Here is a 15,498-nt window from a genome sequence, read left to right as displayed (position 1 = left end):
TCCAATTCAACTTATATCCTAATATTTAATATTGCGTGATTACCTGATCTGCACATAAGGAGCCATTTTCTCTAGCATCTTCATTCCGATTCCTTTCACTTTGGTCAGATCGCTGACTTTGGTAAAAGGACCATGCGAATTACGATAATCAATAATGGCTTGCGCCTTTTTCTCCCCAATTCCAGGAAGGTCCATAAGCTTCGCTGCCGGAGCTGTATTGACATTAATTTTACCATTGTCGACAGCTTCATTGCTCACCATTGCTTGGTTATTGTCTGTTGAAACAACCGCTGCCTCGGATTTCGTTTGTGTCCCATCAGTAGGAGTATCCGTTTGCTTAACTGCAACTGTCTGATCAACCACTTTCCCTGCTGTGGCATCAACCAGATTAGTCTCTACAGGGGCCTCTGTTGTTGACGGTCTCTGTTCTGCATCGGAATCTTTCGTTTGTTCCTGAACCAAAGTAGCCGACTGTACAGCAGGGGTTTCCTGCTCTATCGTCGGCTTCTCGGTGGCGAGCTGCATAGGTTCCCAGCCAGAAGGCGGCTGTTCACTTTTGCCCGACCATAATATTAGTATACATCCGACCACCGCAGCAGCAATGGTCATCCCCTTGTTCCATCTCATCTCTTCCACACCTCTCCCTGGATTCAAAATAAATCTATTCTGAACACGGGCGGTGCTTCCGAACCGTTGGACTTGCCTGGTAAACCAAGCTGTACTATTTTCATGTCATGTGAAGCAGGTCCTGACGCATACACTAGAGGGAAAGAACTGCGCCATTACCGTAAAGCATGAAAGGAGGCCTGAACAATGAAGGTTGGATTTATCGGAACCGGCAGCATGGGCAGCCTGCTGATCTATGCCTTGATTCAATCCGGTGCACTTGAGCCACGGCAGATCGCCGCCAGCAATAGAACCCCTTCCAAAGTACGGCAGTTATCCCTCCGTTACCCCGGTCTGCATGAATCACAGAGCAACCGGGAAACCGTCATCCGCAGCAATATCATCTTTTTGTGCGTGAAGCCACTTGAATTCAAACATGTCATTGACGACATCCTGCCTGTCGTGAATCCCAATCATATAATCGTCTCGATCACCAGTCCCGTGCAGCTGCGCCATCTGGAATCTTCACTTCCTTGCAAAGTCTCCAAAGTTATCCCCAGCGTTACGCACCAGGTCGGCAGCGGAGCGTCCCTGTGTATTCACGGTGAGCGAATGACTACCGAAGACCGCGCGGTGCTGGAAGGGCTGCTCAGTCATATCGGCAGACCCTATCAAGTGGATGAAGCCTGTACCCGGATCACATCCGACTTCTCCAGCTGCGGACCTGCATTCATATCGTTCTTTCTGGAGCAATGGATCGAGAGTGCCGTCAAGCTTACAGGCATCAAACGAGCCGACGCCTGCGCTCTTGCCGGCGAGATGCTCCTGGGAACAGGCAAGCTGCTCACCGAAGGAGGATACACCCCGCAAGAACTTCAGGCTCGCGTGGCTGTACCTGGCGGCATCACCGCACAGGCACTTGCCCTGCTAAAGGTAAGTCTGAATGGTGTTTTTGACAGTCTGATCCAGACGACTCACGACAAATATGATGAAGATTTGTTGAAGCTGGATGAACTATTCAAAACCGGTGAGATTAACCGGCAACAATATTAACGAGTTTGCCTGGAACGGCAATGACCTTGCGAATGGTCTTGCCTTCCAGTGCCTGCTTCACAGGTGCCAGTTCCATTGTAAAGTCCTGCATGCCCTGTGCGTCCAGATCCTTCGCGATCGTAGCACGGGTTACAATTTTGCCATTCACTTGAACAACAATCTCCACTTCGGCATCCACCGTCATGGACTCATCATACTCAGGCCAAGCTACATAAGAGATTCCACCTTCATGACCGAGACGGCTCCACAGCTCCTCTGCCATATGCGGTGCCAGCGGTGACAACAGCTGTACAAAGTTCTCCATGGCTTCTCGCGGCAGCGTATCTGCTTTGTATGCATCGTTGATGAAGATCATCAGCTGGCTGATCGCTGTGTTGAAACGCAGATGTTCCATATCCTCTGTAACCTTTTTGATTGTCTTGTGTGCAGTGCGCTTGAACTCATCGGTTCCAACATCTGCTGTGATCTTGTCATGGATTGCACCTGTATCTTCGTTGATGAACAGACGCCATACACGTGACAGGAAGCGGTGCATGCCCTCAACCCCGTTAGCGTTCCACGGTTTTGTCGCCTCCAGAGGCCCCATGAACATTTCATACAGACGCAATGTATCTGCACCGAATTCATTGACGATCTCATCCGGGTTAATAACATTACCACGGGATTTACTCATCTTCTCATTGTTGGTTCCCAGGATCATCCCTTGGTTGACCAGTTTGTGGAACGGCTCTTTGGTATGCACCACACCCAGATCATACAGCACTTTATGCCAGAAACGAGCGTACAGCAAGTGAAGCACTGCGTGCTCTGCTCCCCCGATGTACAGATCAACCGGCAGCCACTGCTGCTGTTTCTCTTGAGAGATCAGTTCCTTGTCATTGTGTGGATCAATAAAGCGCAGGTAATACCAGCAGCTACCAGCCCATTGTGGCATTGTGTTCGTCTCGCGACGTGCTTTCATTCCCGTTTCCGGATCTACGGTGTTAACCCATTCCGTAACATTCGCCAGTGGTGACTCTCCAGTGCCCGAAGGTTTGATCTGGTCAATATCCGGCAGCAGCAAAGGAAGTTGATCTTCTGGCACCGTCTTCATCGTTCCGTCTTCCAGATGCAGAATCGGGATTGGTTCACCCCAGTAACGCTGACGGCTGAACAGCCAATCGCGCAGACGATAGGTTACCTTGCCTTGTCCCTTACCGTTCTCTTCCAACCAGGCGATCATTTTCGCAATCGCTTCTTCGTTATTCAATCCGTTCAGGAAATCGGAGTTCACATGCGGTCCGTCTCCGGAATACGCTTCTTGTGTCACGTCGCCACCCTGTACAACCTCGATGATGTCCAGACCAAACTGTTTCGCAAACTCCCAGTCACGAGCGTCATGTCCCGGAACGGCCATGATCGCCCCTGTGCCGTATCCAGCCAGAACATAATCGGCGATCCAGATTGGCACCTTCGCTCCGTTTACCGGATTGATTGCATAAGTTCCTGTGAACACACCCGTTTTGTCTTTAGCCAAATCAGTACGTTCCAGATCACTCTTGCGAGCAGCCTGTTCCTGATATGCCTTGATTGCTTCACGCTGTTCAGCCGTTGTAATGACTTCAACCAGCTCATGCTCAGGTGCCAATACAGCATAACTTGCACCAAACAAAGTATCTGCACGTGTCGTAAACACTTTAATAACTTCTTCATGACCCTCAATGGCAAAAGTAACTTCCGCCCCGGTCGATTTGCCGATCCAGTTGCGCTGCATATCCTTGATACTTTCCGACCAGTCCAGCTCTTCCAAGTCTTCCAGCAAACGCTCTGCATATTCCGTAATTCTCAATACCCATTGGCGCATCGGTTTACGAACGACCGGATGTCCACCACGCTCACTCTTACCGTCGATAACTTCTTCGTTCGCCAGTACCGTTCCCAAAGCTTCACACCAGTTCACAGGCACTTCATCTACATAAGCCAGGCCTTTATTGTACAACTGGATGAAGATCCATTGCGTCCATTTGTAATAGTCAGGGTCTGTTGTGCTGATCTCCCGATCCCAGTCATATGAGAAACCCAGTGATTTGATCTGACGACGGAAATTGTCAATATTGCGGAATGTAATATCCCGTGGATGCTCACCAGTATCCAATGCATGCTGCTCAGCAGGCAGGCCGAAAGCGTCCCAACCCATTGGATGCAATACATTGAAACCGCGCATACGTTTGAAACGGGATACGATATCCGTTGCCGTGTATCCTTCCGGGTGACCTACGTGCAGGCCTGAGCCGGATGGATATGGAAACATATCCAGGGCATAAAACTTCGGTTTAGCCGGGTCCTCACCCGTTTTAAACGTTTTATTGTCATCCCAGTATTGCTGCCAACTTTTCTCCATGTCTTGTGGCTTATAGCCGTGTTTCGGCTGTTGATTGTCACTCATCTATTGTTCCTCCTCTTGGTTATTCGCTTTTATTGCAACAAAAAAACCTCAGCATCCCGTAGCGTTTGCAGCGCTAGGGACGAGAGGTTGAATTCCCGTGGTACCACCCTAGTTAGCGGACGAACGTGCTTCGTCATCCACTCCCTTTGGACCTGTAACGGCGGTTAACCGATGCGGATTTCCATTCCTGAGCCCGAATGTAACTTCGGTCGTTTGCAAGATGTGTAATCACCGCATTTCTCCAAGGCGAGTTCGTGAAATACTGTCAACCGACTTGCACCAAGCGCCGGCTCTCTGTCATGTACAGGATTCACTACTGATCCTTATCATCGAAATATGTATACGATATGATCGGAAACATTATATAAAAAAGCAGCATTAAAGTCAATATTACACTGTCTGTTGAGTATAAGCAATGCTATGCATCAGTATACACATTAAGACGACTGGAATCGCTTGATTCCTTCTTCTAGATTATCAATCGTCCACTGAATGTGTTCCTTGTTCTCGTATTGACGATACGGACACTCGATTCTCAGCGCCAGATCAAAGTACAGATCATATAAACTTCTTCTTTTTCGTTCGCTATCTGTTGTAACTGCTCTTCCATATCCTTTGAGGAATCCTGGTGTATTATTAAAATGACTGAAGTAGTGCTCCATTAGAGGATCTGCCCAAAGGGAACGTTCAAAATCGATAATGGCCGTGATTTTCCCCGCCTCCACAAATACATTCCCATCCCACAAATCCCAATGTACAAGCACAGGCTCTTTGACATCATCCAGCACATCCGATTTTTCTTGAATCAAACGCTCCAGTTCCTCATAACGAATCGAAAATTCAACACCCGCTGCCTTGCTATCTGCAAGCATATCATCCATTAGGCACAGGAAAGCTTCTTTCCACGTTGTATAATGCGATTTCTTTGAGGAAAAGTAACCAAACTTCTCTCCTTTAATTTCATTGATCCGACGATTGTAGGCACCCAGCTGCTGCTCTATGGATTCCTGCTCTTCTGCACTGTACTGATCTTTGACTTTGTTATACGGCGTTCCTGGCATGTATTCCATAATAAAATATTCTGCCGGAACCAGGGTGAGCGATGGATCGTAGGCCAATACCCGGGGAACGGGTACATCCTGAAGTTCTGCCACAAGTCGTAGTGCCTCAACCTCAGCAACCATAACTTGCTGTTCACAGCGCATCAGCTTAATGCCATTAGAAGGAGCAATTTTGAGTACAACCTTCTGTCCGTCTTTCTTGGTGATAAAGTAAGCGTGGTTTGCCCAGCCGTCGATCATCTCTTTGTATTCTTGGATACCTGTGTTAAAGTGCTGCTGCACAATTCTGTCTAATTGTTCGGAAGTCAGCCTTGTTTTGTATGTACTTTCCATTCTACACCCCACCCGGAATTAAATTTTCAGGATTCTATTAAAAGAAAACGTTTTCCCCAACTATTATGGCTTCCTTTAACCCTACTGGCAATAACTTTTATTACATATAAAAAACAACATTCTTATAAACAAAGAACTGCCCTTATACATCATAAGGACAGTCCTTTATCTTAATCCTATTTCACGGCTACATAGAATAGACGCTGTGCGCCTTCTCCCGCCTCTTTCCACTCAAAATCAGCATATACACGTACATCTCTGAAGCCAGCCTTCGTGAGCTCCAGCTTCATCCAGTCCGGATCATACGCACGCTGAACATGAACCTCTTCAAACCGTTGGTACATATCCTTGCCGCTCTCAGCCACACGCGAAAAGATACTTAGATGATGCTCAATCTCACACCGTTCATGATCCATATCACAGGTCCAAATATACGAAACGGAGCGTTCGTCCAACACAAATGGTTGCTCCTCTTCGTATCGAATAAGGGTATTCGGATGATGTACATCGAACAGGAATGTGCCCTCCGGCTTTAGCATCTCGTAAGTACGCTGAAAGGTACGAACGACATCCTCTTTTTCAAGCAGATAATTCACGCAATCACAGAACGATATCACCGAGTCCACAGGCTCCGGTACTCTCCAGTCCCGCATATCCTGCTGCACCCAGCGGACACTGCCTTCCCGATATAAGCGGTGGCCTTGAGGCGTGGCCTCCATTTTACTGCGTGCAACAGACAGCATGTCCGCTGACAGGTCAATGCCTGTAACTTCAAAGCCGGAGTTCACCAGTGGGATCGTAATTGAGCCGGTTCCACAGCCCAGTTCAGCCACACTTTTCGGCATGCCATGCCGTTCCCAAGCCGTTCTCGCAAACCTTATCCAGTCCGGATAAGGCATATCCTCCATTAATTCATCGTACACATAGGCAAATTTCCGGTAAGACATGTCAGGCACCGCACTTTCGATTTCATTTTCGAATCTCTTTTGAACAAAAGAAAAAGCAGGGGCGTCCGGAGTTCACCCAGCCTTGCCCTGCCTTTACTTGTGGATTCAAGCGTATGCTTGATCCATGATACCCATTTGTCTAATTGTCCTCGTTCTGATCCTGAGGTACAGACTCTGTCAGATAGGTCCAGTTTTCCTTTTGAGTTACCAGACCATCCTTCATCAGTTTGCCCAAGGCCCGCTTGAAAGCGGATTTACTGATACCAAAACGCTGCTTGATGATATCCGGCGGGGTTGCATCCGAATACGGCATGCCGCCCGTAGGGCGATCTTTCATGAAAGCAAGCAGTTTGTCTGCATCTTCATTGCGACCAACCTCTTTGAGAGGAGACATCGCCAGATTGACACGTCCATCTTCACGTACCATGGTTACCCGGCATTTCACCTTTTCACCTAGACGTAGCATACGGTTTCGTTCCGAGGAATGAATCATGCCAATAGCGCCAAAGCCCAGCACACCACCGTCAACAAGTACAAAAGTACCCATCTGAAGTGGCTTGTACACCGTTGCTTCAACCCATTCGTTGACCCAGGAGGTTGGCGCATGGAAGGACAATGGTGCAAGCTCACGTTCTCCAGCCAATTTCGCACGCAAACGCCCTTGCTTGTCATGCTCCATAAGGACAAAAACTTCATCGCCTACATGAGGACGTAATTCTTCCAACTCAGGCAATTCACGAATCGGGAGCAGCAATTGCCGCCCAAGCCCCATCTCGAGGAAACAGCCGAGGCGTGGATGAATGTCAGCCACAACCAGACGTGCCATTTCGCCAAGGGTGAGATATGGTTTTTTCATGGTTGCCGCCAGGCGATCTTCCGTATCAAAGAACAGAAAGACCTCCAGCGTTTCTCCAATTTTAACGTCCCGTGTAAGCTCCGTATAGTGAAGCAGTACATCTTCCGATCCTGTCGTCAAAAAGTAGCCAAACGGAGACACTTCACGTGAAACCGGCAAGTTGACGACTGTTCCTGCGATCAAACTCATACCGTTTCCACCACTTTGGCATCAGACCACAGTCGTTCAATGTTGTAATACTCACGCTCGTCGCGGTGGAAGATATGAACAACCACATCACCCATATCCATCAATACCCAACGTGCAGAATCCATACCTTCGATGCCTTTGATGTTCACTCCGGCTGCATGCGCCTGTTTGCGAATTTCTGTTGCAATCGCCTGTACCTGAGTATCGGAGTTCCCGTGACAAATAACAAAATAGTCGGCTACCAGCGAGATGTTAATCAGATCCAGTGCTACAATGTTAGATGCCTTTTTATCGTCAGCGGCAGCAACCGCCATATTCATAAGTTCTTTCGATGATACTGTCATGAACCAACCTCCATAATCTAATCTATAAATGTGCAATCAAGTCATTCCGCGACAACATGGTCAAAGGGTAAATGACACGGCGCTGCGAGATCAACAAGCTGATCGTTGAGTCAAAACCGGCAATTAGACCTTCTTCCAGACTGAGCTCAGCCTGTTCGCGAATATGATTTACTCCCGGGAAGTCTCTTCCCGGTTCAATATAATCCGCAAGACATACCACTTTATCCAGCAGGCTCATGCCCACTCGACCCGAGGTATGCCAACGAATAGCATTAATAATTTCGGCATCATCGATGCCGTAGTCACGTTCAGCAACAAAAGCACCCACTTCGGAATGCCAGAGCTGCTTGTCATGCTGCAAAAGTTCTTCGTTCAAACCATTATCACGGATGACCGCTTCCATCTCAGATACGGGCCAATACTTGGCCACATCATGCAAGATTGCTGCCAAATCCGCTGTTACAGGATCAGCACCATATTTTTCAGCCAATAACACTGCCGACTCCATGACACCCAGCGTATGCTTCCAACGCTTCTCCGGCATTTGACCGGAAACTGCGCGGATCAGTTCGTCACGGCTTAGTCCCATATAAACCGCTCCTTACAATGTATTGGTGCACCTCATCAGGAATCATGAAACGTACCGAATGACCTTTGGCAAGACGTCTGCGTACGGCTGTGGATGATATATCCACTAGGGGCATCTCAGCCAACAATACCCGATCCTGCAACGCGTCCGGCAGGTCATCCAGATGTAACTGGAATCCCGGTCTTCCCACACCGATGAAGGTTAAACGTTCGGCGAGCTCTTCGATCTGCTCCCATTTGGGAAGATAGTTCACCATATCCGCTCCAACAATAAAGTAAAATTCATGCTGCGGATAGCGGCGCCAAAGCTCCTTCATGGTATCAATGGTATAGGACACACCGCCAAGTTCCATCTCGATACCCAGCACCTCATATTGCTGCACACCTTTCACAGCCGCTTCCGTCATTTCGAGACGTTGCTGTCCCGAAGCTCCGGCGCCGCGTTTGTGAGGTGGAACATGGGAAGGCATGAACCAGATCTCATCCAGTGCATGCGAATCCCTTGCCGCTTCAGCTGCCAGGAGGTGTCCCATGTGGATCGGATCAAACGTACCACCCATGATACCGATCTTCACCCGCGTCACACTCCCTTATCTAGGTAGTTCGATTTGTTTGTTATCGCGCGATTCTTTGTACAGGATGATTGTGTTACCGATGACTTGTACAAGCTCACTACCCGTTTCACGGGCAACTTCTTCGGCCATCTCTTTTCTGTCCTCGTCATTGTTGTTGAGCACTTGCACTTTCATCAATTCGCGCTTCTCAATCGCATCTTCGATGTGACGGAACAGGTGCTCATTCGTTCCCCCTTTGCCGATTTGAAATACAGGGGTCAGATGATGTGCCTGTGAACGCAAAAAGCGCTTTTGTTTACCGTTTAACATGAATACTCCATACTCCTTATGGTGAGCAAGCCTCAGCAACAGCACAATGACTGTCGGGGCCTGACCGTTCAATTATATTTTTACAATATTAAAAACTGTCTAACACAGCTCGCCGCATCGTCTCCACGGGCGCCGGGATGCCGAGCCAGTGCTCGAATGCTACCGCACCCTGGTATATAAACATACCAAGACCACCATGCACAGTACATCCACGCTGCCTTGACTCGCGAAGCAGGCGTGTTTCCAGCGGATTGTAGATAAGGTCGCTTACTGCTGCACCTGCTCGAATGAGTGCAGGGTCAACAGGCACGTCATCTACATGCGGATGCATGCCTGCGGCTGTCGTGTTAATCACGATATCTGCCGAAGCCAGTACCGCAGCAGCCTCTTCCATTCCACTACCCGTGATGTCGCCCAGTCCATGAGCCCGCAGATCGGAAGCAAGGGCTACGGCTCTGTCGGCAGTACGGTTAAGAATACTAATCTGTTCAGGCTTTTCCAAAGCAAGGGCGTATATCACACCTCTCGCTGCTCCGCCAGCCCCCAGAACAGCGATACGTTTACCTGCGAGTTCCGGAACAGCTTCTTCCTTCAAGGAACGCACATAACCGATGCCATCCGTATTATACCCTGTCAGCTTGCCTTCTTCATTGACAATGGTGTTCACCGCGCCAATCAGGCGTGCACTTTCATCAATGACATCAAGATACTGCATCACCTGTTCTTTGTGCGGAATGGTTACATTCACACCGCGGTACCCCAGCGCCACAATGCCTCGAATGGCGGATTCCAGCTGCTCGGGACGAACATGCAGCGGCATATACATTCCATTCACTCCTGCAGCCTGCAGAGCCGCATTATGCATAGCAGGCGATTTGGAATGTGCAATGGGATCACCAATAACGCCAAGCAGGACAGGGAGTGAAGGATTTGTTTTTTTCTGTTCCGACATACTTCCGCCTCCGATCTGGTGAAAATGCTGCTGTAATTACATTAGATCAAGGATGGGCGGATCAGTACACGAATACCTTTTGGAGCATGAACAGCTACAAGCGCCCCATTCTCACCGTTAACCTTAATCCAGCCCAGTCCGGAAATGAATACATCCGACTGGCTGCCACGTTTGATACGGAATTCATGTCTGGTCCATTCAGGCATATCCGCTGCATCTTCACGCGTTGGTGGAGACAGCAACTCACCCAGATGGTCACGATACAAGTCGTCTGCACGTTCCAGCTTCGTCCGGTGAATATCAAGTGCAGTGCTGATAAAACAAGTGAAGGACTGACGATCTCCCTCTACAAAGTCAAAACGAGCCATGCCGCCGAAGAACAGCGTCTGACCAGAATTCAACTGATAAACAGCCGGTTTAAGCGGTTTTTCTGGCATAATGGCAGCCAGATCTTTACGGGACACAATCTCACTGAAACGCCAAGGGTATACAATTCCCGGTGTATCAATAATAGCTTTTCCATCGTCCAGTGGAATATTAACCATATCGAGCGTCGTCCCCGGATAACGGGATGTCGTGAGTTCCTGCTCGAGATCACTGTAATCACGAATCAGACGGTTAATCAGTGTGGATTTGCCCACATTAGTACCACCAACCACATATACGTCACGATCTCCGCGATACGTCCCGACAAGCTCAAGCAGTCGGTCGAAGCCCTGATTTTGCTTCGCACTGCACAGAACGACATCTACCGTACGCAAACCTTGTTCTTTGGCCTGTTTTTGCACCCAGTTGCGAACCTTGTTCCAGTTGGTTACTTTTGGAAGCAAGTCCGTTTTGTTCACGGCAAGCAATACCGGATTGTTGCCTACAAAACGCTGCAAACCAGAGATGATACTGCCATCAAAGTCAAACAGATCAACGATATGGATGACAAGTGCATCCTTATCCCCGATTTTGCTGAGCAGGGCCAAGAACTCGTCCTGATCCACTGTAACGGATGATGACTCATTGTAATTTTTAATACGGAAACAACGCTGGCAAATGACGGGTTCACGATCCAACGCTTTTTCGGGGATGAATCCTGGTAATTCCGGGTTTTCCGTTTGCAGATGCACTCCGCATCCGCTGCACCTTACGGCAATATTGCCGTTATGCGGTTCTGTCATTTCTTCTTTTCCTCCTCAAGCCATAAGCCTTTCTTGCGCAAACTCGTTAGAGCAATCCGTTCCACGCGCCGATTGAAGCGGGTCATGAAGCCTTCATCCCCAATGGAGATCGGCAATACCAGAACCGTATAGAGTCCCAGTCGATTCCCTCCATAGACATCTGTAAGCATCTGATCGCCTACCACAATCGTTTTTTCAGGAGTTAACTCCATCATCTTCATTGCTCTACGAAACGGAACATTCGATGGTTTGCGTGCACTATGCACAAACTGGATATCCAGTGGCGTCGCAAACAGGGATACACGATTCAAATTGTTATTGGACACAATCATGAGCTGGAAACCAGCCTCTTTGACACGTGCGAACCACTCGATCAGTTCGGGCGTGGCATCAGGAGCTTTCGCCCCAACGAGTGTATTGTCCAGATCAGTTATAATTCCACGGTAGCCTTGAGCGTATAGCTCTTCCAGATTAATGTCAAAAACCGTGTCTACACGCAGCTTGGGCATTAACATTTCAAACAAAGAAGTCACCTCAGTTTCATACGACACACTATATCACAAATCCGTCTTTCCTGAAAATGCATACAGCGCCTCACGGTATAGGAAAAAAGGAAAAACGGGACGGGCGACATTATGCCCGTTCCGCTTTAAGTTCCTTACGCAGCTTCGAAGCAGTCTGATAGACGGCCTTCCAATCGTCTGCAGTTACAGAAGCTGGACTATAACGAGTCTGTTCAAACTTCGCTAGAAGTTCATGCAATGTCGCTGCTGCAGCTGGTTTCAGCTGGCTCCAGCGGGTTACCGATTCACGAAGTGTCTCGTCCCCGCTTCGGGTCAATCCTTTGCGCTTCGCATAACGTATCCAGCGTTCGGTCTCTGCCACTACCTTTTGTTCAGGGGTTAGCGGTCCACCTGTCCGGAGACGAAGCACGAAGAATCGAAGCGAGAGGCGATTTCGCCAGAACATATAAGCCACCCACAATACGATGATGGCTCCCGCAGCCCAGATTACAAAAGTCGGGATACTGGATGAAGCCTGTTCAGGCGCAGGAGTCTGCTCTTCCTCTTTTACCGGTTCCTCTTCAGGTTGTTCTTCAGGCTCATCTACCGGCTGTACATCCGGTTGTTCCGTGAGCAACGGCATGTCAAAGCCCGGCGTCGCTTCAACCGGAATCCATCCATACTCGCCAAAATAAACTTCAGCCCAAGAATGCGCGTCTGCATTCGTTACAGTGTACGTTGTCTCGATCTCAGCTCCAGGTTGGCGCGGGGCCTGCATGTCTGAATTCAGCGAAAGCTGTCCAGGTGCGTACCCTTTCACCCAACGAGCGGGAATCCCTTCGGAGCGCGCCATCATAACCAGTGCAGTCGAGAAATAATCACAATACCCTTCACGAATGTCAAATAAAAATCCTTCAACAAAGTCACTACTTACTTTTCGGGATAAATCCGGATTGTTTGTGTAATCAAAATTTTGTTGTAAATAGTTTTGCAGTAATGCCACTTTTTCATACGGCGTATTTGCCGATGCTGTAATTTCAGTGGCCAGGTCCGTCACCCGATCTGGGAATCTGGATGGCAGCTGCAGGTACATATCATCTGCCGGATTGCTCGTATACAGATCATCAAAAGATTTGGTACGAAGTTCATCTTCCACAATAACTGGCGCTTCCGATACAATCGTATACGTCTTTGGATATTGCGGTTGCTGACGGTCTGTTACGACATGAAGTTCTGCCTGCTCTGGATTCCATAACATCCGGTCTGAATTTGCCTCACCATTGACAGATGTGACTTTCGAGATGGAATAGGCTCCAAAGAGGATCGGATACACGTTATCATTCAACATCGTCACTTTCTGAGTGACTTGCTTGGTGGTTACATTTCCGGGTTCATCATTCTCCAGTGCTTGTCCCGCCTCAACATCCTCTGTCGCACCTCGTCCGCGATCATCCCAGCCTGTTCCCGTATACTCTGCCCGCGTCTCACCACGCCAGTAACTGCGCTCATTGGTAGTGACAGACATGACAGGTGTATAGTCGAAGTTAAACCCTCCGCCAAGCTGGTTGTCTTCCCTGCTGTACCCTGACTCGGTAGCTGTCGGAATGTCCAGTGTGCCGTTGCCTGTCTGACTCCCCGAACTTCCGGTGTAGTTACGCCACGCGGTATAAGGATCCGTCAAGGTAGGAGGAACTTCCGGCATATTCACACTGGCTACGATAATCAAAGAGAATATGATGGCAATGTTGGCCAGAATTTTGTAGGGATGTCGGATAATTCGCTTCCACCCTTGTGGATATTGCAGTTGGAAATTACGGAAGTGCTGACATACCAGCCATCCCATTCCTGCAAACATAACCCAGGCGATTTCAATCCAGAGTGGAAACTGGGTAAAGGAGTCGAGAATTCCCATCGAGATAATGTTAATGCCCAGAAAAACGAGAATTCGGCGCGTTGTAGTCACCAGGCGCAGGGCAGCTTCAAGCATCACCCACGCGCACAGGGAGAACCAGATGTAAGGTGCCAGGTGCAGCACAAATTGCTCTGTACGCTCCATTAACGTGCCGTAAGGAATATAAACGGTGTAATCGATTAATGTCTTATGCAAAATATATACAAGGACAACCGCCTTGATTATAGTTCGAATCATTATTTTGAAAGGCAGAATCACTTCCAGAATACTGACCGCTGCGAGCGTCCACAGCACCAATGAAGTGGTCTCGGTATACCAGGATTCCTGTGTGAATGATATCCACTGCATGCCAATCAGGAAAATCCAGAGTAACGAAGCCGCATGATACCAGGATCTTCTCCCCACTGTCAGCTCTTTGCCTTTAGTACTCATACACTACCTCCCCCCATAACCGTTGGAAGCTCCTGCAAATGGGAAACGGTAAAGGATCTTGTACCTCTTCCACGCAGCATCGCATTCCACTCGGAACTCCGGCGGGAATCAGTGGGTTCAATCAGAATATGACAAGGGGTCATCCCCCGTGTGTCGGCCCATCGGAGCAGTTCGAGAACTTTTTCATCCTTCTGGGGAGAAATCACTACAAAATACGCGCCTTGAGGAAACTGACGTGACATCTTCTCAACACCGGGCAGCAGCCGATTCTCTTGGCCGTTATATTGGATATCTACCAGATGATGAATCATCTTCTGCCGCTCCATCGGACTTTCACTGGGAGCAAAAAATGATGTCTTCTCCGACAGTGTCAGCAGCCCCATACCCATTCGTTCTCTTGTTCCATACTCCAGCAGCGAGGCAGCCGTGGACACAGCCAGTTCAAAGGCCTCACCATGTTCATAGCTGCCTGACAGCGCATCCAGCACCAGAATCGTTTTCGGAACCGACTCATGTTCAAATTCCTTGGACTTCCACGTTCCCGTCTTTGCCGTTGCATTCCAGTGAATGCGGGAAAGTCGGTCGCCATAAACGTAGTCACGCACGCCGTTAATCTGGGTCGTTTCCCTGCGCGAGCGGGTCAAGGCCGTCTGTGGACCGGATAACCGTGATTTGCGATCATATAGCTGCCAGTACGGGATAAATACCGTCCGCGGCAACACCCGGAATTCCCCTTTAGCTTTGAACGTTCCCCGATGTTCGATCAGACCAAAGATGTCCTCGCTGGCACATTCCGTTTCTGAAAAGACATACTTTCCCCGCTCCAGCGGCGGGGTTTGAAAAGACAATTCACCATACCCTCGCATGCTCGGAATGAGGCTTTCTTTGAAAGACCAGGATTCGCCGTTATGGCGATGCAGCATTTCGCGTACAACCACATAAGGAAGTGGCAGAAATCCCGGGATGTTCAGGCTTAACTGCACCTGTACCTGGTCACCGGCATGCAGCAGCTCTTCATGATCCTGACCAGAAGAGAGCTTGCGCACGCCATGAGTACGACGTACACCGCTAAAACCAGCAATCGCAAGGTAAATACAAATCAGAGTCACCATCGACAGCAGCATCAGGGAGGTCTTCCCGCCCTGGAACAAAACATAAGCCAAACAGCACATCCACACCGCCGCGATGCTCCATACGCGGGGGTGGCGTATTCCCCTTCTGACTGTACTCAAAAGCGGCTTCAT

General features: G+C 49.0%; 15 protein-coding genes and 1 other annotated feature. Of the genes, 1 reads left to right on the top strand and 14 read right to left on the bottom strand.

Features of this window, described 5'->3' with window-relative positions:
- Positions 1-39: 39 nt before the first annotated feature.
- Positions 40-627, bottom strand: coding sequence for a ComEA family DNA-binding protein (locus gpAD87_RS03765; RefSeq protein WP_064636345.1), 588 nt, complete (start codon positions 625-627; stop codon positions 40-42).
- Between the two features lie 186 nt (positions 628-813).
- Here gpAD87_RS03765 and comER point away from each other — a divergent pair, with 186 nt between their 5' ends.
- A complete protein-coding gene (gene comER, locus gpAD87_RS03760) occupies positions 814-1,659 on the top strand; it encodes a late competence protein ComER (RefSeq protein ID WP_064636343.1) in 846 nt (281 codons plus the stop codon).
- Here the strand turns inward: comER and leuS are convergent.
- The 13 genes from leuS to gpAD87_RS03695 all read right to left on the bottom strand — a co-directional run bounded on the left by leuS (position 1,640) and on the right by gpAD87_RS03695 (position 15,498).
- Positions 1,640-4,084, bottom strand: a complete 2,445-nt coding sequence (gene leuS, locus gpAD87_RS03755) for a leucine--tRNA ligase (protein ID WP_064636341.1) — start codon at positions 4,082-4,084, stop codon at positions 1,640-1,642. The two genes, comER and leuS, sit on opposite strands and share 20 nt — an antisense overlap.
- 72 nt (positions 4,085-4,156) lie before the next feature.
- Positions 4,157-4,423 (bottom strand) — a binding site (T-box leader).
- Between the two features lie 98 nt (positions 4,424-4,521).
- On the bottom strand, positions 4,522-5,478 hold the full coding sequence (locus gpAD87_RS03750; protein WP_064636338.1) for a phosphotransferase family protein: 957 nt from the start codon (positions 5,476-5,478) through the stop codon (positions 4,522-4,524).
- Between the two features lie 176 nt (positions 5,479-5,654).
- Positions 5,655-6,425 carry a class I SAM-dependent DNA methyltransferase gene (locus gpAD87_RS03745; RefSeq protein ID WP_064636336.1) on the bottom strand — a complete coding sequence of 257 codons (771 nt, stop codon included), beginning with the start codon at positions 6,423-6,425 and terminating at the stop codon, positions 5,655-5,657.
- A 139-nt stretch (positions 6,426-6,564) separates the two neighbouring features.
- Entirely contained in the window at positions 6,565-7,470 is a 906-nt protein-coding gene (locus gpAD87_RS03740; RefSeq protein ID WP_064636335.1) for a CvfB family protein, read from the bottom strand.
- The gene (rsfS, locus tag gpAD87_RS03735; protein WP_024628517.1) at positions 7,467-7,814 is read right to left on the bottom strand and encodes a ribosome silencing factor; all 348 of its coding nucleotides are present in this window, start codon (positions 7,812-7,814) and stop codon (positions 7,467-7,469) included. Before rsfS ends, gpAD87_RS03740 begins: the two co-directional genes overlap by 4 nt.
- A 22-nt stretch (positions 7,815-7,836) precedes the next feature.
- Positions 7,837-8,403, bottom strand: a complete 567-nt coding sequence (gene yqeK / locus gpAD87_RS03730; RefSeq protein ID WP_064636333.1) for a bis(5'-nucleosyl)-tetraphosphatase (symmetrical) YqeK — start codon at positions 8,401-8,403, stop codon at positions 7,837-7,839.
- A complete protein-coding gene (locus gpAD87_RS03725) occupies positions 8,387-8,977 on the bottom strand; it encodes a nicotinate-nucleotide adenylyltransferase (protein ID WP_063567270.1) in 591 nt (196 codons plus the stop codon). Before gpAD87_RS03725 ends, yqeK begins: the two co-directional genes overlap by 17 nt.
- 15 nt (positions 8,978-8,992) lie before the next feature.
- Positions 8,993-9,286, bottom strand: coding sequence for a ribosome assembly RNA-binding protein YhbY (gene yhbY, locus gpAD87_RS03720; RefSeq protein WP_063567269.1), 294 nt, complete (start codon positions 9,284-9,286; stop codon positions 8,993-8,995).
- Between the two features lie 88 nt (positions 9,287-9,374).
- Entirely contained in the window at positions 9,375-10,238 is an 864-nt protein-coding gene (gene aroE / locus gpAD87_RS03715; protein WP_064636331.1) for a shikimate dehydrogenase, read from the bottom strand.
- 41 nt (positions 10,239-10,279) lie between these two features.
- Positions 10,280-11,407: a ribosome biogenesis GTPase YqeH gene (gene yqeH / locus gpAD87_RS03710; protein WP_024628522.1), complete on the bottom strand. Its 1,128-nt coding sequence runs from the start codon at positions 11,405-11,407 to the stop codon at positions 10,280-10,282.
- The gene (locus gpAD87_RS03705; protein ID WP_064636329.1) at positions 11,404-11,931 is read right to left on the bottom strand and encodes a YqeG family HAD IIIA-type phosphatase; all 528 of its coding nucleotides are present in this window, start codon (positions 11,929-11,931) and stop codon (positions 11,404-11,406) included. Before gpAD87_RS03705 ends, yqeH begins: the two co-directional genes overlap by 4 nt.
- 109 nt (positions 11,932-12,040) lie before the next feature.
- Positions 12,041-14,254 carry a transglutaminase TgpA family protein gene (locus gpAD87_RS03700; RefSeq protein WP_064636326.1) on the bottom strand — a complete coding sequence of 738 codons (2,214 nt, stop codon included), beginning with the start codon at positions 14,252-14,254 and terminating at the stop codon, positions 12,041-12,043.
- Positions 14,251-15,498, bottom strand: coding sequence for a DUF58 domain-containing protein (locus gpAD87_RS03695; protein WP_090809897.1), 1,248 nt, complete (start codon positions 15,496-15,498; stop codon positions 14,251-14,253). Before gpAD87_RS03695 ends, gpAD87_RS03700 begins: the two co-directional genes overlap by 4 nt.

Origin of the sequence: Paenibacillus sp. AD87, assembly GCF_001659845.1 — a bacterium.
GTDB classification, from domain to species: domain Bacteria; phylum Bacillota; class Bacilli; order Paenibacillales; family Paenibacillaceae; genus Paenibacillus; species Paenibacillus marchantiae.
Note: the sequence above shows the minus strand (reverse complement) of the source record. Positions and strands in the feature narration are given on the sequence as shown.